A 24455-nucleotide genomic window follows, 5' to 3' on the forward strand; every position below is an offset into this window, starting at 1 on the left:
AAATCCTATTATAAGCGCTTTTTTAATCTCTAGAAAACGACGTTAATCAAAATATGCGTAGTTTTTCAGTGCCCTCCACTTATGTGAGCGGTTTTTTTTATGCGGTTTTTTTATTTTCTTACAAAACATGACTTTTCTCATAGAAGGAGGAGTGTCTAATTGTTATTTTTACATTGTACTAGAATTTATCAAAAAATACTATTTCAATTATGTTAAGGAGTAATAGAATACTAAAAGTTTTTTGTAATATTACTGTATATATTATTATGAATGAGAAAGATTAAGTTTAAAAAAAGCCGAAAAACGCAAGGAAATCCACTTGAATATACCGGAACGCACAAGAAATTTGAGTCGGAGATGCAATTGTTTGTCTATGACGACTTAGCGGTTAAGGAGCATGTCGATTTTGAAATTGAAGATTTAAAAAAATGTGTTTTTGAAGGCAAGACCAATTGGCTTAATTTACATGGATTAAATGAGATTGAGATTATCGAAGGCATAGGTGATTTTTTTAAAATTGATAATTTTATTCTGTCGGATATTTTAAATACCTCGCGAAGAACTAAGGTTGAAGAATCATCAGATAATCTATTTTTTAACATAAAGTCATTATTGCCTACAGAAAACTCAGATAATATAAGTGCGGAGCAGATTAGTTTTTTGATAAAAGATGGGGTGCTAATTTCGTTTCAAGAAAAGCGGTCCGATTTTTTTACACATATCAGAGAACGCATTCGGGAGCATACCGGCATGGTACGTTTAAAGAAAGCTGATTTTTTATTGTACCTTCTTCTTGATGCTATAATGGAGAATTTTTATATTACGATAGAAAATGAAGAGGATAAGGTGGAGGAGTTGATTAGTATTTCTAAAAACAGCGCCGATCCTGAAATATTAGTGCGAATTGAGAAACACCGTGATAATTTTAATTTCTTGAAACGTTCTATCATTCCGCTACGAGATTCCTTATTTGCTATTAAAAGCTTAAAAGAGGATGATGATTTTAAAATAATAGAACAGGAAACCTATAGTTATTTTTCGCGTTTGCATCAAAAAACGCTGGAATTATTGGAACAAATTGATTCGGATATGGGCATGCTAGAAAGTGCGTCAAATTTTTTCTTTTCCTCTCAATCCCATAAGATGAACGAAATCATGAAAACGCTCACCATTGTTTCGGCCATATTTATTCCGTTGACATTTATAGTTGGAGTGTACGGAATGAATTTTTTAAATATGCCTGAATTAAAATATCAAAATGGTTATTATACCGTGATAGCGATGATGGTGGTTATTGGTATTATAATGGTTATTTATTTCAAAAAAAGAAGATGGTTTTGAGATTATAACGCGCTTAGAATTGCATAAAATAAAACAGATTAATAGTATTAAAACATATAGTTGATGAATAAGGCAGTATATATTGCAACAAGCGAACACAATAGTGGTAAATCGATCATAACTCTGGGATTAATGAGTATGTTGATTGGTAAAACAGCCAAGGTGGGTTATTTTAGACCTATTATCGAAGATTTTGAAGATGGTAAACTGGACAATCATATTGAGACAGTGATTTCTCATTTTGGATTGGATATTGATTTTGAGGATGCGTTTGCCATCACCAAGAGCAAGCTGATAAAGAAAAAGAACAAAGGTAAAATTGGTGAAGTATTGGATTTAATCATTGATAAATTTAAAAAACTCGAAGAGCAGTTTGATTTTGTTTTGGTTGAAGGAACTAGTTTTAGTGGTGAGGGAACGGTTATCGAGCTCGATATGAATGTTTTAATAGCTAAAAACTTAGGAATCCCTACTATCATTGTTGGTTCAGGAGTAGGGAAAACACTGGAAGAGTTAATTGATAGTTTGTATTTAGCTTACGATTCTTTTAAAGTAAAAGAAGTGGAGGTACTGGCTGTTATTGCTAATAAAGTACAACCAGAGAACATAAAATTGGTAACCCATGGTTTAAAAGGTAGTTTGCCAAATGAAGTTTTGGTTAATGCCATTCCGATTATTTCAAGTTTAAATAAGCCTACTATAAAGGAAATTGTAGACGAGCTAAATGCTAAAGTTCTTTTTGGAAAGGAATTTTTGAACAACGAAGTAGGTAATTTTAGTGTGGGAGCTATGCAGTTAAGAAATTACTTACTGCACCTTAAAGAAAATGCATTAGTGATTACTCCTGGAGATCGAGCCGATATTATTTTAGGTGCTTTACAAGCAAATGAATCAGCGAATTATCCCTCGATTTCAGGTATTATTTTAACTGGAAATATCATACCAGAAGATAGTATTTTAAAGTTAATTGAAGGGTTAACAAGTATTGTACCTATAATATCTGTGGAGTCAGGGACCTATAGTATTACTAATCGAATTGGGAACATAAAATCCAAAATTTACGCAGATAACACCCAAAAAATCGAAACATCGATCAATACATTCGAGAAATATGTCGACTTAGATGATTTGTCAGCTAAATTAAGTGCTTTTGAAGCGGATGGAATGACACCAAAAATGTTTCAATACAACTTGGTAAAAAGAGCTCGTAAACATAGAAAACATATTGTTTTACCCGAAGGCAATGACGAACGTATTATCATCGCCGCTTCTCGATTGTTAGCGATGGATGTAGTGGATATTTCGATTATTGGAAACAAAAAACAAATTGAGAATAAAGTAGCAGAGTTGGGTATTGCATTTGATTTTTCTAAAGTTAAAATCATCAACCCAATTGAGTCTGAGAACTATGAAGATTATGTCAATACCTATTACGAGTTGCGAAAAGCGAAAAATGTAACTCTAGGAATGGCCAAAGATTTAATGGAGGATGTTTCTTATTTTGGAACCATGATGGTGTACAAAGGAGATGCTGACGGAATGGTATCTGGAGCGGCACATACTACGCAGCACACTATTTTACCAGCTTTGCAATTTATTAAAACAAAGCCCAATTCGAGCGTGGTTTCATCGGTGTTCTTTATGTGTTTAGAAGATCGTGTTTCTGTTTTTGGAGATTGTGCGATTAACCCTAATCCTACAGCAGAACAATTAGCTGAAATAGCCATTTCCTCTGCAGATACAAGTATGGCATTCGGGATCGAACCCAAAATAGCAATGTTATCTTATTCTTCTGGAGCTTCAGGAAAAGGAGATGAAGTAGAAAAAGTACGTACAGCAACTGAGATTGTTCGCACGAAACGCCCTGATTTAAAAATAGAAGGCCCTATACAATATGATGCGGCTGTAGATATGGAAATTGGACAAAGTAAAATGCCAAATTCAGAAGTGGCAGGACAAGCAAGTGTATTGATTTTCCCAGATTTAAACACTGGAAATAATACGTATAAAGCAGTTCAAAGAGAAACAGGAGCATTGGCAATTGGTCCAATGTTACAAGGTTTAAACAAGCCTGTAAATGATTTAAGTAGAGGTTGTACGGTAGATGATATTATTAATACAGTAGTGATTACAGCAATTCAAGCGCAGGGGTTGTAAAAGAAAGTTTAAAGTTTAAAGTTTCAGGTTTAAAGTTAAAAAAACAGAGACAGAATAATTCGATCCAGTCACCTTCTCCTTTGGAGATGTGCGGGTAGAGGAAAAAAATAAGTTCAATGAAAATACTCATTATAAATTCAGGTAGTTCTTCGATAAAATATCAAGTAATTACCATGCCGGAGCAAGAAGTGATTTGCAACGGAATGATTGATAGAATAGGTTTAGAATCGTCAAATCTTACGTATGTAACCAGTAAAACCAAGCTTGAAGAGAGCTTGCCTATTCCGGATCACAAAGTGGGGCTAGAGAAAATTGCACAGTTGTTGATGAATGAAAATATTGGTGTGATACAATCTACAGAGGATATCCATGCTGTAGGACACCGTGTAGTGCATGGCGGGAGTTATTTTTCGGATACAACAATAATTACAGCTGATGTAAAAGCAAAGATCGAAGAGCTTTGCACTTTGGCACCTTTGCATAACCCAGCGCATTTAGTAGGGATTAATGTTGCTTCAGCAATTTTTGCGAAAGCGAAACAAGTAGCTGTATTTGATACTGCTTTTCATCAAACTATCCCAGTTATTGCTCATAAATATGCGATTCCGAACTCTTTTTTAACCGAAGATAAAATTAGATTGTACGGATTTCATGGAACAAGTCATAAGTACGTTTCTGAACAAGCCATTTCATATTTAGAAAACAGTTCAAAAATTATAAGCATCCACCTAGGAAATGGTTGTAGTATGACTGCAATTAAAGACGGTAGAAGTATTGATCATACCATGGGTTTTTCGCCGTCAAACGGTTTAGTGATGGGAACAAGAAGTGGCGACATAGATCATTCGCTTATATTTTATTTGATAAATACGTTGGGTTTTGCTCCAAATGACGTCAATGAGATGCTGTTGAAAAAAAGCGGAATGCTGGGACTTACCGGATATAGCGATTTAAGAGATATTGAGGCCGAAGCCGAAAAAGGAAATATTGACTGCCAGCTTGCTCTTGCAATGAATGCGTACCGAATTAAGAAGTATATTGGTTCGTTTGTGGCGGTTTTAAAAGGATTGGATGCCATTGTTTTTACAGCCGGAATTGGAGAAAACTCATCGTACATCAGGAAATTAGTATGTACTGATATGGAGTATTTTGGTCTGGAATTAGACGATGCTAAAAATGAAGTTCGATCCAAAGAAATGAGAGAAATCAATATCGCTTCCGCTAAAACTAAAATAATGGTAATTCCGACAAATGAAGAATTAGAAATTGCCAATCAAGTATATCATTTATTTTTAAGTTAAAAAAAGTATCGGTTTTATTAAGGAGCTTCTCTTATGGGGAAGCTTTTTTATGCCTATTAATCGAATAAATCTAATTATATTTGGAAATAAAAACTTCCCTAAATTGAAAACTAAGCCCTTACCATTACTCTTTTTCTTTTTTATATGCATGCCCATTTTTGCACAGGATTTACTTCCTTTTGTAGAAAACTTCAGCAAATCTAATTACCAAGGAGACAATCAAATTTGGAATCTAGCACAAGGTAATGACGACGCCATGTATTTTGCGAATAATTACTATTTGCTGCGCTATGATGGTGTAAAATGGGAGAAAAATTCTTTGCCTAATAAAACCATTATCCGTTCTATCCTGGTTGATAAGGATCGAATTTATTCAGGTTCTTATAAAGAATTTGGGTATTGGTTTAGAAAAGAAGGGAAGATGCAGTACGTGTCTCTTTCCAAAGGAAACAAAGTCTTTGATGATAAAAATAATGAAGAGATATGGAAGATATTTAAATTTAAAAATCAAATATATTTTCAGTCTTTCAATGGCCTTTTTCTTTATGATGGAAAAAAGATCAAGCAAATTAAATTTCCTTTTTTGGCTTCTTATTGTTTTGTTGTTGAGGATCAATTATTAATAGCATCAGTTGAGCAAGGTGTTTACCGATTAAAAGGGGGAAACATCGAAAAAGTAAGTGAATGGGCGGTTCTAGAAAATAATGTCATTCACGCAATTGAGAAATATGATGGAAAGATTTATTTTTTTACTAAAAAAAATGGTGTATATGTTTTAGAAAATGGGAGTATAAATCCTTGGAAAAATCCATTAAATGCTGTTTTAAAATCAGCAAATATCAATGTTGCTGAATTCTTAAAAAACAATAAGTTGGTTGTAGGTACTGCAAGTAAAGGAGTTTTTATTTTTGACTTAAAGGATGGTTCGTACTCAAATATTAGTAGAAATAATGTGTTGATGAACAACTCGGTTTTGAGTATTGGTCACGACAAAGAAAATGATTTATGGTTGGGACTTGATAATGGGATTGCGCATATCGAGGTAAATTCACCTACTGCTATATTTTATGATAGTTCAGGCGTTTTAGGTTCGGTTTATTCTGTTGCAACTATTCCTGCAGGCTATTTAATGGCATCGAATCATGGTCTTTATAAGTTTGTAGACAAGAAATTATCTTTAATTCCAAATTCTGAAGGGCAGGCGTGGAATATTAGTAAAATTAACAGCCAATTCCTCATTGGTCATAATGAAGGTACTTTTATTTATAAAAACGATTCTTTTGATAAATGGAGTACGATAAACGGTGGTTGGAATATGACTAAAAGTGGAATTAATAATTCCTACATTCAATCTACGTATAGCGGGATAGTCATTTATACGGATGTACATGATTTGAGTAAACACATTGTGGTCAAAGGATTGTTGAAACCTATTAAATATGCCGCTCAAAATAGAAAAAACGAAATATGGGCGGCGGATAATAATCGTGGTTTGTATCGCATCCTGTACAATGATAATTATGAGACGTTAAGTGTTGATAATGTCACCCAACTCAGTAAGATAAACAATGACTTTGGAGTTAAGATAGTAGAATTTCGCAATGAAGTTCTTTTTTTAGTGCATGATACCTGGTACACCTACAACTCTATCACAAATAAATTAGTCGAAAATGACTTGTTTAATGCCAATTTTAAAAACGTTTCAGATATTGTAACTATCGATGAAAACCATTTTATGGTACTAAAAGAGGGACTTCTCTATCATATTTTTGCCAAAGAAAATAAGTTTATTTGGAATATCGTTCAGGAGAAATATTACAAAGGAAAGATTATAAATGATAATTTAAAAGTATCTAAGAGTGATGATAATTATTTATTGAATTTAGATGATGGTTTTATAAAACTACAATTAAAGTACAATAGTAAATCGAATCCCCAAATAAAGATAGAAGGGATGAATGGGGATCACTTGGTTGGTGACAATTCAAAAATTGATTACAATTCAGAACTTAAACTATTTATCATTTCAGGTATTTATGGCGTAAATAAGCCTAGTTTATTTTATAAGATTAATGATACTAAGAAGTTTACCGCTGTAAAAGAAGGAGTCGTGGTGCTCAATAATCTAGAAAGTGGTTCCTACGAAGTCTCTATCTATAATTATGACGGTTTAAGTTATAAAAAAATAGCCGAATTTAATTATCAGGTAGCACAACCCTGGTATTCTTCATTTTGGATGATATTACTTTATATCACCATAATTAGCGTTGTATTGTATGTTTATTATCGTTGGAATAAATTGAGATACATTCAAAAATTAGCGTTGCAAGAAGAGGAATTGAAACATCAAAAGAAGATTCTTGAAATGGAACTGAAGGCAGAGCATGAATTAAATACGCAAGAGTACGAGAAACACATACTTGCTTTAGAATTGCAAACAAAATCCTCTGAAGTAGCTGGGAAATCACTCTCTATTGCCAAGCAAAGTGAAATGATCGATAAAATTCAAGGCATATTAAACTCAGAGTCGGATATCAATAAATTGACAAGCGAGATCAAAAAAGCGATAAAAATCAATGCTGTAAATAAGCATGAATGGGAAACTTTTGAAACCAATTTGAATCAAATTCATAATGAGTTTATGATCAATTTATCTAAGAAATTTCCAAATCTAACTCCCAAGGATATTAAGCTTTGCATTTACTTAAAAATGAATCTTTCTTCGAAGGAGATAGCACCAATGATGAATATTTCATACAGAGGAGTAGAACTACACCGTTATAGACTTAGAAAGAAATTAAACTTAGTACAGGATGAGAATTTATCCAAGTTTTTATTAATGATATAAAAACCAAACTATTTTTACATTAAGTTTATTATTTCCTTTATTTTTTTACAGAATTTCAACTCATCATTACTACATCATAGCGATGTAGTCCAATCGGCATGCTTCATCCGTAGCCTCCTTATAGCGTTGATTTCTGGCCGTTTTTCGGTTTTTTGATGTAGCTATGTAGTGTTTCTTTTTTAGTTACTATAACGTTGTAATTTTCTAATTTGGCCCAACTAACTTTAACAAATCATTAATACATGAGAAATTATATTTTAAGCTTTATAGCACTCATCCTACTTCCGGCTTATATGTCTGGTCAAGTAATAAAGGGAAAAGTATTAGATAAAAATGGCGTTGGAATGCCAGGAGCAATTGTGGTTTCTTCGACAGCAAATACTGATACGGATTTTGATGGAAATTTTAATATCAATGCCAAAGTAGGCGAGACATTAAAAGTAACAATGTTGGGTTTTGAAGCTGTTTCTGTAGCAGCTACTGTTGCACCAATGACGATAAAAATGCAGGATTCGCAAGACACAGCTTTAAAAGAGGTAGTGGTTATAGGATATGGTACTCGAAAAAAATCGGATAATACCTCTGCAACAACCTCGATAAAGGCTGAGGATATTTCGAGAACTAAAGTATTGAATGCCTCTCAAGCAATTCAAGGTAAGGCAGCTGGAGTTCAGGTGATCGCCTCCGATTTACCAGGATCGACACCTACTGTTGTTATTAGAGGTTTAGGAACAGCACTTGGAGGAAGATCTCCATTGTATGTTGTGGATGGAATGCCAGTAGACAATATCAATAACATTAATACTAATGATATTACTTCCTATGACATTTTAAAAGATGCATCGGCATTAGCTATATATGGTAACCGAGCCGCTAATGGGGTGATTTTGATTACGACTAAAAAAGGGAGTGGTGATAAAATAACGGTTGAATTTGATTCGTATGCCGGCTTTAGAAATGCACTAAAGAATGTAAAAATGGCTGGAAGTAATAAATATTCCTATTACTCTAATCAAGCTTTAGGAAATACCACCTTCTCACAAGATCAACCAACTAATACAGATTGGTACAAAGCAATTACAAGAACGGGATCGTATACTCAAAATAATGCATCACTTTCAGGTGCATCAGAGCATATAAAATACTTTTTTAGTTTAGGGTATTATGACGAAAAAGGAATCTTGGATGGTTTGGATTACAGCAGATTGACTTTTAGAAATAACAATGATTTTAAAATTTCGAAAAAAATTAATTTATCACAAAATTTCAGCGTTGGTTTTAGCCATTCGACACCAAAACCACTATCTGCTTTTACCAATGCCTATAAGCAATCACCTATAGTTCCTGTTTATTTTCCTTCTGGACAATACGGTGTTTCATTTGTAGGAGCAAATGGTTTTGCATCGACTACTGGATCGGCCTTTAATAATGTAGGAAATCCAGTAGCGCAGTTAAACTTTTTTGATGAACAACAAAAAAGTATCACCATGCAAGGTGGTTTAAAACTAGATGCAGAGTTGTTTAAAGGATTAAAATTCACGTCTCAATTTAATACCGAATATTATACTTGGAAAAACTACAACTATGAAGATACTCAAAACATTTGGCTAGCGGCAGATCCTACAAGAGTAGCAACTACTTATTCCGCAACTGCCAATATCAATGTATTGACTAAAGAAAATGAGGATTATTTCAATTGGAATTTGTCTAATTATTTAGTGTACAATAAATTGATAGGAGCGCACGATATCGAATTAATGGCTGGGGTAGAGCAATCTTCTAAAGGGGCTAGAGAACATATAAAAATTTCGAGAAAAAATGTTAATGCAAATGAAAATTATTGGTCTTTATCAGGAGTTGATTATGCTGCCAATATTCTTAGTTTGACAGATGTTGTAAGTAATCAAGCTAGATTGTCGTCATATTTTGGTCGTTTTCAGTACAAGTTAATGGATAAGTACTTAATAACAGGAACGATTAGAAGAGATGGTTCTTCTCAATTTGCTAAGGATTATCGTTGGGGTACTTTCCCATCGGTTGGATTAGGTTGGATTATTTCTAAGGAAAACTTTTTGGCAGATGTGAAAGGAATCGATCTTTTAAAATTACGTGGAGGTTGGGGTAAATTAGGAAATCAAAATGTTCCTTTAAACAATCAATCTTTTGCTTCAGGTTTAGACGGCTATTTAGGTGGTTCTATTTTATACCCTGGAGTAACGGTTAATTCACAAGTAGACCCTAGTTTATCTTGGGAAATTACCGAAGAAAAAACTGTTGGTTTGGATTTTGAATTATTGGATCGAAGATTAAAAGGATCGGTTGATTTGTATCATAAAAACACCAATAATTTGATATTATATACAAAACCATATTTAACTGCAGGAGTGGGGTCTACTTCTCCAGCGCATGTAGGAGCTGTTTCGAATAAAGGGTATGAGCTGTCATTGCGTTGGGATGATAAAATCAATGATCATTTATCGTATTGGATTGGTGGTAACTTCTCTAGTAATAAAAATGAGTTGACTAGCTTAAGCAATCCTAATTTACCAGATTTAACGGGAGGAAGTTTAGGCAATGGACAATGGACAAAAATGTTAAATAATACATCAATAGGACAACCGTTGGGAAGTTTCTTCTTGTATGACTATGCGGGTTATGATACAAGTGGCCAAATGCAATATTTCAAAGCTGATGGATCAATTGTAAGCCAAGGTTTATTAGGAATTGAAGACCGCAAATATGTAGGTTCGATTTTACCAAAATCAACATACGGTATTACATTAGGTGTGAATTATAAAAACTTTGATTTCTCAGTTGATGGATATGGAACTAATGGAAGCAAAGTATATAATGGGAAAAAAGCACAACGTTTCTCAGGTGAAAATATTGAAGACGTTCTTGCTACTGATTTCTTTACGACTAATAATACTACGGCAGCGAATCCAGCGCCTTTCAATCAAGTGCCTGTTGCGTCAACTTACTATTTAGAGTCGGGGGATTTCTTTAGAATCAATAATATTACTTTGGGATATAAACTACCTATTAAAAAGGCTTTTATCAGTTCGGCAAGAATTTATTGTAACGCTATAAACCCTTTTATTACTCAGAAATTTACAGGTTTTACTCCTGAACTAAATGGAGATGGAAATCCATACGGTTCACAAGGAATTGAGTTAGACGCTTATCCTGTTTTGAGATCTTTCGTATTAGGTGCTAATTTAAAATTTTAATAAAATGAAAAAGTTATATATATCAGCATTTGTGCTTTCAGCATTGTTTTTTACTGGCTGCTCCAATGATTTTTTAGATACAGAACAAACAGAAGCGATATCAACTACCGATTTGGATTTGTTTAATAATGATGCAGGAGCCCAGGGTTTTGTAACCGCGATCTACAGTAAATTCAACGATTGGGACATGAGTTCTTTTTCATGGATAGGACTTACAAGCATCGCATCAGATGATGCAGACAAAGGATCGTCTCCAGGAGATACAGGTTCTGATAAAGACCTGTTAGATGCATTAACTTATAATGCTTCAAGTGGTTCAGTAGAAGAAGTCTTTACAGCAAATTACCAAGGAATTAATAGGTGCAATCAAGCCTTGTATTATCTTCCACAGTTGGATAAGGCTGATGCTAATTTAAGAACGAGGTTAACGGGTGAAGCTAAATTTTTAAGAGCTTTTATGTATTTTACATTGGTAAAAACCTATGGAGGCGTGCCAATAGTAGATCATTTACCAAACCCTTCTTCAGAAGCGGATCGCGTGATGCAATTGACACGTAAAAGCCCTACGGAGGTCTATGCTTTCATTGTAGCTGATTTAACAGATGCTATTGCTGCTTTACCTACTAAAGGAACTTATGCTGCTTCAGAAAAAGGAAGAGCTTCTCAAGGAGCTGCTTATGCGTTGTTATCTAAAGTGTATTTGTATCAAAAAGAATGGAAAAAAGCATTGGATAATGCAAATCTAGTTGTGGGCTATTCACTAGTAACCGATTATGCTTCTCAGTATAAATTAAGTGGTGAAAATGATGCTGAATCTATTTTTGAAATTCAAGGTACGGGCTCGACTCCAGCCAAAGGGATTCAAGGATATTCAGCTACCCAAGGTGCTCGAGGCGCTGGTGGATGGGGTTGGGGATTCAATACCCCTTCGATGAGTTTGGTAAATGCCTATGAAAATGGAGACGTACGAAAAAATGCAACCATTATTTTTGCAGGAACTACCTTGTACGATGGTCGAGTTGTACCTACAACGGTGGAGAATCCAAGATACAATTATAAAGCATATTCGTCTGCTTATACAGATGCCTGGGAGTCTGATGCGAATATTAAATACTTACGATACGCCGAAGTATTGCTAATAAAAGCAGAGGCAATGAACGAATTGGGCCAGACTACAACGGCCATTCCAATTTTAAATGACGTCAGAAAAAGAGCAGGTTTATTGAGTACAACAGCTGTTTCACAAGCAGATGTTAGAACGGCTATTTGGAAAGAAAGAAGAGTCGAAATGGCTTTCGAACACGACCGTTTTTTCGACCTTGTAAGAACAGGGCAAGCTAAAACCGCTTTTACAACTGATGGGAAAAATTTCACGGTTGGTAAAAATGAAGTTTTTCCGTTGCCACAAAAGTTTTTAAGTGAAGCCAACGGTTTATCAACACAAAATCCAGGGTACTAATTTTTTAAAATTGTAATTATGAAAAAAAATAAATCAATATATCTATTTAGTGCCATATTAGTAGCCGCCTTTTTTGGGAGCTGTGCAGGAGATAGTTTAGATACAGTAAATTCACCAATCGCTTATGAAGCAATTGGTGGTTATGATAATTCTGATGCGATTGCTTCATCAAACCTACTAGTGAAATTAAGTTTTGATGATAACTTGATTGATAGTAAAAGTAATATTACGGGATTAGTGGGTAACAATGTTGGGTATGCCAAAGGTATAAAAGGAAATGCCTACAACGGCTCCAGTTCTCAAGAGCGATATGCCATAGGGACTGCCACTGCAGCAATAACAGCATTGAATAATTACACTATTTCATTTTGGATGAATACTGCTAATACGGTTGATCCTGCTACACCAGGACAAGGAAAAGGAGCGCAAGGTATCTTTTCAATTGTAAGACCTCTTGAATTCTGGGGTGCAATCAATGTTTTTATGGAAAACCCTGATAGTGCGTTCCCTAACAGAATTAGACTAAAATTGGGAGTTGAGAACGGAAGAGCAGGAGTGGCTTGGAGAGGTCAAGGTGCCATAATCAATTTAGACAATAGTTTGAATCAATGGGTGCATGTTGCTTTTAGTTACAACGCTACTAATAGTACAATCTCGGCTTACATAAACGGTGAATTAGCGACTAATTTATCTGGATTTGCATACGCACCTTCAACAGGTGTAGCAGGCGTAGCTACTTGGTATGCTGATAATCCAGGAAGTCTTGATAATGTTAATAATGCGCCTAAATACGGTAATTTTGAAATGGTTGGTACCAATGGAAAAGTTGTTTTTGGTACACATCAATTTGAAACCACACCAGCGCTTAATAACGGTTCACAACAAGATTGGGCTACAAGTTATGCAGGTCTAATGGATGAGTTTAGAATGTATAATGTTTCACTTTCTAAAAATGATGTGAAAGCCTTATTTTTATTAGAAAAAGACAATAGATAAAAAACAAGATAAAGCCTCTAGAGTAAAATTTAGAGGCTTAAATACTAACCCTATTATTTTACAAAAATGAAAATTTCATTATGTTTCATAGCGCTAATTAGTGTTTTAAACTCTTGTTCTTCCTCTACTACTGATACTAAAGGAAGTGCGGGAACTCCATTGCCTACAACTCCTACAGCTCCAGTAACAGCCTTGTCAGATACGGAAGTTTTAGATCAAGTTCAAAAAGATGCGATCAAATATTTTTGGGATTATGCAGAGCCCAACTCAAAATTAGGAAGAGAAAGATATCACACAGATGATCCTAGTTTCGAGGCTAATAAAGTAACAACAGGAGGTTCTGGTTTTGGGTTAATGTCCTTGATTGTAGGTATTGAAAGAGGTTTTATTCCAAGAGTAGAGGCAGTTAATAGAATGACAACGGCTATGGATTTTCTAAATAAAGCTGATCGTTTTCATGGAGCGTGGGCACATTGGATGGATGGAGCTACCGGGCGTGCTATTTTATTTGGTAATAAAGATGATGGCGGAGATATTGTTGAAACCGCTTTTTTATGTCAAGGTTTAATAGCTGTTAGAGAATATTTCAAAAACGGAAATGAACAAGAGAAAGCACTATCAGTTAAAGCGGATGATTTGTGGAAAGGAGTAGAGTGGAGCTGGTACACTAATGGAGAAAATGCAATGTATTGGCATTGGTCACCTACTTATCAATGGGAAATGAAGTTTAAATTAGAAGGCTACAACGAATGTTTGATTGCCTATGTCCTTGGGGCGGTTTCGCCTACACATCCTATATCGGCGGCAGCTTATCATGAAGGCTGGGCAAGAAATGGTGGCATTACAACAGGGAAAACACAATACGGAATTCCTTTGATTTTCAAATACAATACAGGTAGTGGAAATGCAGGGCCTTTATTTTGGGCACAGTATTCTTATTTAGGATTAGATCCATCACAATTATCAGATCAGTATGCAAGCTATTGGGATTTGACACAAAATCAAGCAAAAATTGTCTACAGTCATTGCGTAGCAAATCCAAAAGGATGGAAAGGATATTCAGATAAATGTTGGGGATTAACCGCTAGTTATTCCCGTAATAATGATGGCATGACAGGTTATGCTGCTCATGATACAGATAATGATTTAGGAGTAATCACACCAACGGCTGCACTGTCATCGTTTCCGTATACTCCAGCTGAATCCATGAAGTTTTTGCATTATTTGTATGATGAAAAAAAATCAGATTATGTGGGCGTAGCGGGTCCTTACGATGCGTTTTCGCCACAGTACAATTGGGTTGCACCACGTTATTTAGCTATAGATCAAGGGACAATTGCACCAATGATCGAAAATTATCGATCTGGTTTAATCTGGAAATTATTTATGAATGCACCAGAAGTGAAGCCAGGCTTACAGAAATTAGGTTTTCACTCTAGTAAATATAACTTTTAGATCATTATGAAATATAAAATTCTAGTAGTAACGCTATTGTATGCGTTTTTATCGCACGCACAAAAAGAGGTTAGCGGAAAAATACAAGTCGAAATTGTTCAAAAAAAAGAACTAGGATATGCTTTGCACATTCCGGCGGATAGCAAAGACAAGAAGCCTTTGATTGTTTTTCTTCACGGATCAGGTGAAAAAGGGACGAATATTGAGTTGGTAAAGGTGCATGGCCCTTTTAAATACTTAAAAACACATGAACTTGACGCTTATGTTTTGGCGCCTCAATGTCCTGAAAATGAATATTGGGATACTGAAGTTTTGTATCGTTTGATTATCAAAATTCAAAAAGAACATAATATTGACGCAAACCGAATTTATCTTACGGGATTAAGTATGGGAGGCTGGGGAGCGTGGAATTTAGCTTTTGCACATCCTGAAATGTTTGCTGCTTTAGTACCTATTGCAGGATTCGTAGATCGTGTTCCTATGATCGAAAATTGCAAAATAGCTTCGATGCCTATTCGAATATTTCATGGTTTGCTTGATAATGTTGTTGATGTTGATTATTCAATGACTATTTATAAAAAATTAAAAGAGTGCAACAGCAATATTAAATTAACCATTTTTGATGATGCAGGTCATGATAGTTGGACGCGTGTTTATGACAACAAAGAAATTTATGATTGGATGTTCCAACAACAAAAAAAATAAAAAATGAAGAATAAATTAATAATAGCGTTTTTATGCTTTTCTGTTTTTGGCTACAGCCAAAAAAAGGGAACTACTAAAACCGTCACCATTAAACCAAAAGCCGAGTTTATCGCCGAGTTAATGGGCAAAATGACTTTGGATGAAAAAATAGGACAATTAAATTTGCCTACTTCGGGCGATATTACTACCGGTGCAGCCAATAGTTCTAATGTTGCCAAGAATATCGAAGAAGGTAAAGTAGGCGGTTTATTTAATATTAAATCGGTTCAAAAAATAAGAGAAGTACAACGAATCGCCGTCGAAAAAAGCCGATTAAAGATTCCGTTACTTTTTGGGATGGATGTTATTCATGGGTATGAAACTACTTTTCCTATTCCGCTTGGTCTTTCTTGTACTTGGGACATGAAATTGATTGAAAGAAGCGCTCAAATTGCCGCTCAGGAAGCTAGTGCCGATGGGATTAACTGGACTTTTTCGCCTATGGTAGATATTTCTCGCGATCCACGTTGGGGTAGAGTTTCTGAGGGTTCTGGCGAAGATCCATTTTTAGGAAGCGCTATTGCAAAAGCGATGGTAATGGGGTATCAAGGCAATGATTTGTCGAGCAAAAATACTATTCTATCTTGTGTCAAACATTTTGCTTTGTATGGTGCTCCAGATGCGGGTCGTGATTACAATACGGTTGATATGAGCCGTATCAAAATGTATAATGATTATTTCCCTCCTTACAAAGCAGCTATTGATGCAGGAGTAGGATCTGTAATGGCTTCTTTCAATGAAGTTGAAGGAATTCCGGCAACTGGAAACAAATGGTTGATGACTGATGTATTAAGAAAACAATGGGGATTCAAAGGTTTTGTTGTTACTGATTTTACTGGAATTCCAGAAATGATTCAGCACGGAATGGGCGATTTACAAACCGTTTCTGCCCTTGCACTTAATGCGGGAATAGAAATGGATATGGTGGGCGAAGGCTTTTTGACTACCCTTAAAAAATCGTTGGACGAAAAAAAAGTGAGTCTTGAACAAATAGATCATGCAGTTCAATTGATTCTAGAAGCAAAATACGATTTGGGTTTGTTTCAAGATCCGTACAAATATTGTGATTTAAATAGAGCAAAAACTGAAATTTTCACCAACAATAATAGATCAGAAGCTAGAAATACAGCAGCACAGTCACTGGTTTTACTAAAAAATCAAGAGCAGTTGCTTCCTTTAAAAAAGAGCGGTACAATAGCTGTAATTGGTCCATTGGCTGATGCCAAAGAAAATATGGCGGGAACTTGGAGTGTTGCAACCAATATGGAGAAGTCGGTTTCTCTTATTGCGGGAATAAAAGAAGTAGCTGCAAATAGTACTGTATTGTACGCCAAAGGAAGTAATTTAGATTATGATGCCGTTTTTGAAGAAAAGGCAACCATGTTTGGTAAAACCTTACATCGTGACAATAGAAGTGCGGCTGAATTATTAGCGGAAGCTTTAAAAATAGCCAATCAGTCGGATGTGATTATTGCAGCTCTTGGAGAATCGGCTGAGATGAGTGGAGAAAGCAGCAGCCGTACACAATTAGAAATTCCGCAGGCACAAAAAGACTTATTGCAAGCGTTGCTTAAAACAGGGAAGCCAGTTGTCTTAGTTTTGTTTACGGGGCGTCCATTGGTTTTGGTACAAGAAAACGAGACGGTTCCAGCAATATTAAATACTTGGTTTGCGGGTAGTGAAGCAGGTTTAGCAATTGCTGATGTGTTATTCGGGGATGTTAATCCTTCTGGTAAGTTGACAGCTACTTTTCCTAGAAGTGTAGGTCAAGTGCCTATTTATTACAATCAAAAAAATACAGGACGACCATTAGGTAATAAAGATGGGAAATTTGAAAAATTCAGATCGAATTACATCGATGAAAGAAACGAACCTTTGTATCCATTTGGATTTGGATTGAGTTATACCACTTTTAATTATGCTAATTTGAAAGTTTCATCGGATAAAATGAATTTCAATGATGCGATAAAAGTGACTGTGGACATCACTAATTCAGGAAATTATGATGGTAAAGAAGTTGTTCAATTGTATGTAAGGGATCTGGTAGGATCAGTTACAAGGCCAGTAAAAGAGTTAAAAGGATTTCAAAAAATAGCGCTTAAAAAAGGCGAAACTAAAACAGTGACTTTTGAAATAACTGTTGAGACATTAAAATTTTATAATTCTGAATTGCAGTTTACTGCTGAACCGGGTGCTTTTGAAGTATTTGTAGGTACGAATTCAGACACCGAATTTAAAGTTGGTTTTGAGTTGAATAAATAGTTTGGTTTTTATTTTACTTGGTTTGCCCTCCAGTTTAAGTGCTGGAGGGTTTTTTTATATGATTTTTATTGCAAAATGGATAAAGCAGCTTATTTTTTGAACTATGTGGACTCATAAAAATGATCTGTTTGATAATTAAATAAAAACAACTCCATCGAGTTTTTTTAAGTTTAATTTTAAAAACGTATTTTTGAATACATACAATTTTTATAACCATGAAAAAAACAACCTTATTAGCCCTGCTCTTTTTAGGAGGTGTATCTGTTTTTGCTCAAAAGACTGACGAGCAAGTTTTAAAAGAAATCTACAAACAAGCCTTAACCAATTCCAATTCGTACGCATGGTTGGATCATTTATCCAATGATATTGGAGCACGTCTATCAGGATCGGCAAATGCGGAGAAAGCAGTGCAGTACACAAAATCAGAGATGGAAAAACTGGGTTTTGATAAAGTGTACTTGCAAGAAGTAATGGTACCTAAATGGGTAAGAGGAGCCAAAGAAACGGCTTATATTTTAGATAATAAAACAAAAATCAATGTACCTATTTGTGCTTTAGGTGGTTCTATAGCAACAGCTTCAACAGGGTTAACTGCAGAAGTAATTGAAGTCCATTCATTAGAAGAATTAAAAAAATTAGGCATTGATAAAATTAAAGGCAAAATTGTTTTCTTTAATAGACCAATGGATAATGAGCAAATAGAATCTTTTCATGCATATTCGGGTGCGGTGGATCAACGATATGCAGGAGCAAAGGAAGCTTCATATTTTGGAGCTGTTGGAACTATAGTGCGTTCTATGAATTTGCGTTTGGATGATTTTCCGCATACGGGAGCACAAAGTTATGGTGATATCCCAAAGTCGCAGTACATACCCACTGCAGCAATTAGTACCAATGGAGCCGAACTTTTGTCCAAAACATTAAAGACTAATCCAGAGTTAAAGTTTTACTTTAAACAATCATGTCAACAATTTGCAGATGTGATGTCTTATAATGTAATAGGGGAGATTAAAGGTACCGTTACACCAGATAATATTATGGTTGTAGGCGGACATCTTGATTCTTGGGATTTAGCCGATGGCTCTCAAGATGATGGAGCAGGTGTAGTGCAAAGTATGGACGTAGCAAACATTTTTAGGAAGATAGGTTACAAACCCAAAAACACGATCAGAGTGGTGCTATTCATGAATGAAGAAAACGGTTTAAGAGGTGGGAACAAATATGAAGAATTGTCTTTAAAAAATAATGAAAACCACATATTTGCATTAGAGAGTGATTCAGGAGGTTTTAGTCCAAGAGGGTTTTCGTTAGAATGTGACGCAGCTAATTTTAATCAAATTGCGGGATTCAATACATTATTCGAACCCTACTTAATTCATAGCTTTGTAGAAGGACACAGCGGATCAGACATTGGACCGCTAACCTCAAGCAAAATAGTAAAGGCAGGTTTAAAACCAGATTCACAACGTTACTTTGATTATCACCATGCGGCAAATGATAAATTTGATGCCGTTGATAAAAGAGAGTTAGAACTAGGAGCTGGAACCATGGCTTCGTTGATGTATTTAATGGACCAAAGAGGAATAATAAAATAAGTTAAAACATATAATTAAATAAAGCCACAGGTTATCGCTTGTGGCTTTTTTGTATGTAATGATTTTTGAAAGTACAATTTAGATTGTGTGTCTTGTTTGCGTTATTCAGTTGGAAATGTAATAGTAAATGTAGCACCTTCATTAAGTTTACTTTCTAATGTGATTTTTCCGCCAAGACTAGTAATATGATTGTAAACCAAGTATAAACCAATTCCGTGACTATCGCTTTTCTTATTGAATCTTTGGTGCAAACCAAATACTTTACCTTTTACTTTGTCCATGTCAAAACCTATTCCGTTGTCCGAAATGATTAATTGTTTGGTAGTTGTACTTTGGTAGGAACGGATGGTAACAATAGGTGATTCATGAGTTTTACCATATTTAATGGCATTTGTAATTAGATTTAAAAAGATACTTTTCAAATACGCTTTATTGAAATGTACTGCTTCAAAGGATGAAAAATCAATAACAATTGTAGTACTCGAATTTTGAATTAAAGAGTTGATGGATAGTAAAACCTCTTGCAAGGATTCATTGAGATCAACATTCTCTATTTTGGCAATTTGATCATTTTTTTTATCTAAAACGGATACGTATTCGTTCAATGTATCCTTCAATCCTTCGGATGTGACTTTTAAAACGCCAATTAATTCCAGTGTTTCTGGATCGCTTATTTTGGAGGTATCCAGTAATTCAAAAACAGAAAGTAAATTATTGACAGGCGATCTTAAATCATGCGCAGAGGTGTAGGTAAGTTGTTTGTACTCCTCGTTTATTTTGGTTAATTGCGCTAGATGCGCGTTTCGTTCTTGCTCTAGTTCTTTTTTGTAGGTAATGTTTTTTGCAATAGCATAAACGAGCTGATGGTTTTCCATGGGTAACGAAGTCCATAACAGCCATACAATGTTGCCTTCTTTGGTTAAATACCGATTTTCAAAATTAAACAAGGGAACCTTCTTCTTTAATTCATTACGAGCAGTTTCAGTACTGTTTTTGTCTTCCGAAAAAACAAAATCATTGATTGGTTTCGATTTTAGTTCTTCTTCGGTATAACCTAGTAATCTAGAAACTGCAGGATTAATGCGTTTAAAAAAGCCGTCATAACCCGCAACACATAACAAGTCTGGGCTGGTGTCGAAAAAATTTTCGAAATCACTAAAAGTATCGATGTTCTGTTGTGTCATTTTCCCTTCAGCTCTTATCATTTTGTTTAACTTTTTTATTTTTACAATGGGATCGTAAATTAAAATAAAAAGAATTTTGTCACTTGACTAAAGTAATAATTATTAATCATATAACCCGAAAAGTAAGCGCTAAAACAGTGATAAATTAGAGCTCGAGCTATTTTTGTAAAAGAAAGCAGTATGGTTTTATAAAAAAATAAGGGAGATTGTTTTGTTAAACAATCTCCCTTGGGTAATTTGAAGCGCAGTGGTGTTATACTTTAAAGATACCTCCAAAAGCGATTAATCGTTGAAAAAACATAAAATGCTGTGAAGCTCTATCATCAGTACTTTGTGTTGTACGTATGTCTTGCATGTTGATGTAACCACCTTTTAGCTCTCCTTGAATGTAAAAATGTTTGAAAAAAGTAACATTCAAACCTGCTTTCAAAGAGGTTCCATAGCCCGAAACATGAAAATCATCATGACGCTCTTTACCTAATAAAGTTGTGTTTGTTTTTGGGTATAATAAACCTACTCCCACACCTTCGGTCAGGTTAACTTGGATTTTATCCGTATTTCCTATTTTGAATAGCGATGAAATGTCATCATGTCGAGAGAATTCAGTATTGACATAATTCAAACCATCAGTATGCTCGTACATCAAGAACTGTTCAACCATTGCAGTAGGAGTGTTGTTGTACGTTCCGTCAAATGCTGATCCAGTTGCAATTACACCAGTAACATTAGCCACTTGGTCTTGAGTCATCACGTATTTCATATGATCTACACCAATTGCAATACTGTAGTGATCGTTTATAAAATACCCCATTCTAAAATTAGTTTGAGGAATTGTCATTCTCGCAGGGTTAATATAGTCCACATGCCAACCTTTTGGCTTGTCTTGTGCTACCATATTGTCCACAGTAAAATTATAATCTTTACCTCTAAAGTTCACATCAGATTTGGTGTAAACCTCTCTATTTCCACCCCAAGAAACAAAAAACTTTCCTTTATTGTGAGCAGTATATTTATCTTGAACTTTAATTTCTTCTTGTGCGTTTACAGTAGTAGCAAGGCTTAATGCTACGAAAGCTGTAAATAATATAATTTTTTTCACGGGGTATAAAAATTAAAATTGATTAACTGTTTGTCTAATGGCTACTAACTTTTTCATTAGATCTTCAAAATAATCTAAGTGCAACATATTAGCACCATCACTTTTAGCATTTGCTGGATTAAAGTGTGTTTCTATAAAAATTCCGTCAACACCTACAGCAATACCAGCTTTGGCAACAGTCTCAATCATATCAGGTCTACCACCAGTAACACCAGCGGTTTGGTTGGGTTGTTGTAATGAGTGCGTTACATCAAGAACCGTAGATGCATATTGTTGCATAGTAGGAATTCCTCTAAAGTCAACAATCATGTCTTGATACCCAAACATAGTTCCGCGATCCGTAACCATCACATTTTGGTTGTTACAATCAAGCACTTTTTGTACTGCATGTTTCATGCTTTCTGGACTCATGAACTGTCCTTTTTTCAAGTTTACCACTTTTCCAGTATTGGCTGCAGCCACGACTAAATCAGTCTGACGTACTAAAAATGCAGGGATTTGCAATACATCAACATATTGAGCAGCCATATCAGCATCCTCATTCGTGTGAATGTCTGTTACGGTAGGAACTCCAAAAGTCTCCGAAACTTTTCTTAATATTTTCAACGCTTTTTCATCTCCAATTCCTGAAAAACTGTCAATTCTAGAACGATTTGCTTTTTTAAACGATCCTTTAAATACAAAAGGAATTTGTAAATTATCAGTAATACCTACTAATTTCTCAGCAATTCGCAATGCCATTTCTTCGCCTTCAATGGCGCAAGGACCCGCTAATAAAAAGAAGTTTCCGCTATCAGTATGCTTAATTTGTGGAATATGTTGTATGTTCATTTGAGTATGATTTTTTATAGTGCAAAGGTAGTTATGATTTACGATTTAGTCTTTATAAATTAACATTTTTTATAGAGTAAATTAAGGTGTTTTTGGAGCTGTTTCCTGTCATTCGCTTGTATCTTGTTGTTTTTGAAAAAAAAAACAACAAGGATACCGCTGCTACCAGGGCTAGGGAATACGGTATCTATTCTATTTTTCTTAATCCAAAACCCACAGGAACCTTCAAGTAGCCTTTTTCGTAAATGTTCATATACAATAAGATAGGCTTGTTTAATCCTTCCCATTTCACTTCATAAACATCTAGAAAACCAGCGCCCATTTCAGTTCTTTTTGAAGGGAACGGACAGCAACTTTCTAGCTTGTTAAAGCTTATTTTTTCTCCTTTTGGACCTGTTAAAGCATTCAAAAATCGCTCCTGATTAATCGTTTCGTTGCGGGTGTGGTAGTAAAAAATGTTGATGGGATAGTCCTTGTCATATCCATATCTTTTGTCTTTGCTATAGTCGGTTATTACAAAGGTGTTTTCTTTAGATAATCGGGGGATAGGTGCGTTGTCATCTACATTTTTTAGTGTAGACTTGGTACTAACGCAGGAAACAGTGCATAGAACTAGGGTAAAATAAAGTAAGACTTTTTTCATGATGATGCGATAATTAAACAATTGTAATCAATTTATAGTACAAATATAATGAGAACTATAAAGAGGACTACGTCTACAATAAATAAATGTGATGATTATGTTAGAATACTACCTTATAGAATACTTACTTTTGCATCAAAATTTAATTATTATGAATATCTTTTTTCAAACATGGCCTTGGTATGTATCTGGTTTTATAATTGGACTTATAATGTTATGTTTAATTTATTTTGGCAAGTCATTCGGTATGTCGTCAAACTTACGTTCAATGTGCACCATAATGGGAGCCGGAAAACGTACCGCTTTTTTTGATTTTGATTGGAAATCGCAACGATGGAATTTAGTAGTAGTCCTTGGTGCTGTGCTTGGTGGTTTTGTAGCAGCCAATTTTATGAGTGATCCTTCAAATGTAACGATCAACCCTAAGACGATCGAACAATTAGCAACTTATGGAATCGACGCACCCAATGGAAAATTGGCCCCTAATACCCTTTTTGGACCAGCTGTTTTTCAATCACCAAAAGGGATTGCAATTCTTCTTGTGGGTGGTTTATTAATTGGTTTTGGTACTCGTTACGCAGGTGGTTGTACCTCAGGGCATGCAATTTCTGGGTTGAGTAATTTACAAGTTCCGTCACTAAAAGCAGTTATAGGTTTTTTTATAGGAGGTTTAATAATGGCATATTTGATATTCCCATTAATTTTTTAGAAAATGAAAGTATTAAAATATTTATTAGTTGGTTTTGTGTTCGGAATTGTTTTAACAAAGTCCGAAGCCGTTTCTTGGTACCGCATTTATGAAATGTTCCAATTTCAATCGTTCCACATGTATGGAATAATAATGGTTGCAATAGGAACAGGAATTATGGGCATCCAAATCATTAAGCGAAAGAACATTAAAGACATCAAAGGCTTGCCTATAGAAATAGCCGACAAAGAACCAGGATCTATCCGTTACTGGGTAGGAGGGACTTTATTTGGATTAGGTTGGGCATTAGTAGGAGCATGTCCTGGACCTATTTATATCTTAATTGGAGCAGGTTTTTGGAGTATCTTAATTGTGCTTTTGGGTGCGTTAATAGGGACTTACCTCTATGGCGTTTTTAAATATAAACTACCACATTAAGGTAGATTTTAAATAATTTTAATAGCATTTTCTAACAAGGAGATGCTATTTTTTTTTGTTCAAGTATAAGATGCCTACAACAATTAAAAATTGAGCAATGAGATAACTAGGGCTTGCTGAAAAATTGCAAATCCAATAAAACAGAGGTATTTAGAGCTACTTTTTCTTGTTTAAATGCAAAGAA

17 protein-coding genes are annotated in these 24455 nt (G+C 34.9%); 13 read left to right on the forward strand and 4 right to left on the reverse strand.

What is annotated here, in order from left to right; genetic code table 11:
• Positions 1-270: 270 nt before the first annotated feature.
• From corA to H8R24_RS15755, 11 genes are all read left to right on the forward strand, one after another.
• Entirely contained in the window at positions 271-1341 is a 1071-nt protein-coding gene (corA, locus tag H8R24_RS15705) for a magnesium/cobalt transporter CorA (RefSeq protein ID WP_187020965.1), read from the forward strand.
• Between the two features lie 63 nt (positions 1342-1404).
• Positions 1405-3498 carry a phosphate acetyltransferase gene (pta, locus tag H8R24_RS15710; protein WP_187020968.1) on the forward strand — a complete coding sequence of 698 codons (2094 nt, stop codon included), beginning with the start codon at positions 1405-1407 and terminating at the stop codon, positions 3496-3498.
• 116 nt (positions 3499-3614) lie between these two features.
• Positions 3615-4799 (forward strand): acetate/propionate family kinase, encoded by a 1185-nt coding sequence (locus tag H8R24_RS15715; RefSeq protein WP_187020970.1) that lies wholly within the window; start codon positions 3615-3617, stop codon positions 4797-4799.
• A 103-nt stretch (positions 4800-4902) separates the two neighbouring features.
• Positions 4903-7647: a helix-turn-helix and ligand-binding sensor domain-containing protein gene (locus H8R24_RS15720; protein ID WP_225876847.1), complete on the forward strand. Its 2745-nt coding sequence runs from the start codon at positions 4903-4905 to the stop codon at positions 7645-7647.
• Between the two features lie 242 nt (positions 7648-7889).
• Entirely contained in the window at positions 7890-10877 is a 2988-nt protein-coding gene (locus H8R24_RS15725) for a SusC/RagA family TonB-linked outer membrane protein (protein WP_187020973.1), read from the forward strand.
• 4 nt (positions 10878-10881) lie between these two features.
• On the forward strand, positions 10882-12336 hold the full coding sequence (locus H8R24_RS15730; protein WP_187020976.1) for a RagB/SusD family nutrient uptake outer membrane protein: 1455 nt from the start codon (positions 10882-10884) through the stop codon (positions 12334-12336).
• Positions 12337-12354: 18 nt separating this feature from the next.
• Positions 12355-13332 (forward strand): LamG-like jellyroll fold domain-containing protein, encoded by a 978-nt coding sequence (locus H8R24_RS15735; protein WP_187020978.1) that lies wholly within the window; start codon positions 12355-12357, stop codon positions 13330-13332.
• A gap of 66 nt (positions 13333-13398) precedes the next feature.
• On the forward strand, positions 13399-14787 hold the full coding sequence (locus tag H8R24_RS15740; RefSeq protein ID WP_187020981.1) for a glucoamylase family protein: 1389 nt from the start codon (positions 13399-13401) through the stop codon (positions 14785-14787).
• 6 nt (positions 14788-14793) lie between these two features.
• Positions 14794-15492: a carboxylesterase family protein gene (locus tag H8R24_RS15745; protein ID WP_187020983.1), complete on the forward strand. Its 699-nt coding sequence runs from the start codon at positions 14794-14796 to the stop codon at positions 15490-15492.
• 3 nt (positions 15493-15495) lie between these two features.
• Entirely contained in the window at positions 15496-17793 is a 2298-nt protein-coding gene (gene bglX / locus H8R24_RS15750) for a beta-glucosidase BglX (RefSeq protein ID WP_187020986.1), read from the forward strand.
• A 215-nt stretch (positions 17794-18008) separates the two neighbouring features.
• Positions 18009-19388, forward strand: a complete 1380-nt coding sequence (locus H8R24_RS15755) for a M28 family peptidase (protein WP_187020988.1) — start codon at positions 18009-18011, stop codon at positions 19386-19388.
• A gap of 101 nt (positions 19389-19489) precedes the next feature.
• Here H8R24_RS15755 and H8R24_RS15760 read toward each other — a convergent pair whose 3' ends face one another.
• From H8R24_RS15760 to H8R24_RS15775, 4 genes are all read right to left on the reverse strand, one after another.
• Entirely contained in the window at positions 19490-20593 is a 1104-nt protein-coding gene (locus H8R24_RS15760; RefSeq protein ID WP_225876848.1) for a PAS domain-containing sensor histidine kinase, read from the reverse strand.
• A 232-nt stretch (positions 20594-20825) separates the two neighbouring features.
• Positions 20826-21671: a hypothetical protein gene (locus H8R24_RS15765; RefSeq protein WP_187020991.1), complete on the reverse strand. Its 846-nt coding sequence runs from the start codon at positions 21669-21671 to the stop codon at positions 20826-20828.
• A gap of 12 nt (positions 21672-21683) precedes the next feature.
• Positions 21684-22502, reverse strand: coding sequence for a 3-deoxy-8-phosphooctulonate synthase (gene kdsA, locus H8R24_RS15770; RefSeq protein WP_187020993.1), 819 nt, complete (start codon positions 22500-22502; stop codon positions 21684-21686).
• A gap of 187 nt (positions 22503-22689) precedes the next feature.
• The gene (locus H8R24_RS15775; protein ID WP_187020995.1) at positions 22690-23145 is read right to left on the reverse strand and encodes a 2-dehydro-3-deoxyphosphooctonate aldolase; all 456 of its coding nucleotides are present in this window, start codon (positions 23143-23145) and stop codon (positions 22690-22692) included.
• A 151-nt stretch (positions 23146-23296) separates the two neighbouring features.
• Between H8R24_RS15775 and H8R24_RS15780 the strand changes: the two genes are divergently transcribed.
• Positions 23297-23854, forward strand: a complete 558-nt coding sequence (locus H8R24_RS15780; protein ID WP_187020997.1) for a YeeE/YedE family protein — start codon at positions 23297-23299, stop codon at positions 23852-23854.
• A 3-nt stretch (positions 23855-23857) separates the two neighbouring features.
• Complete coding sequence (locus H8R24_RS15785; RefSeq protein ID WP_187021000.1) at positions 23858-24271, forward strand: DUF6691 family protein; 414 nt, start codon at positions 23858-23860, stop codon at positions 24269-24271.
• The last annotated feature ends 184 nt before the right edge of the window (positions 24272-24455 follow it).

Origin of the sequence: Flavobacterium muglaense, from assembly GCF_014305155.1 — a bacterium.
GTDB classification, from domain to species: Bacteria; Bacteroidota; Bacteroidia; order Flavobacteriales; family Flavobacteriaceae; genus Flavobacterium; species Flavobacterium muglaense.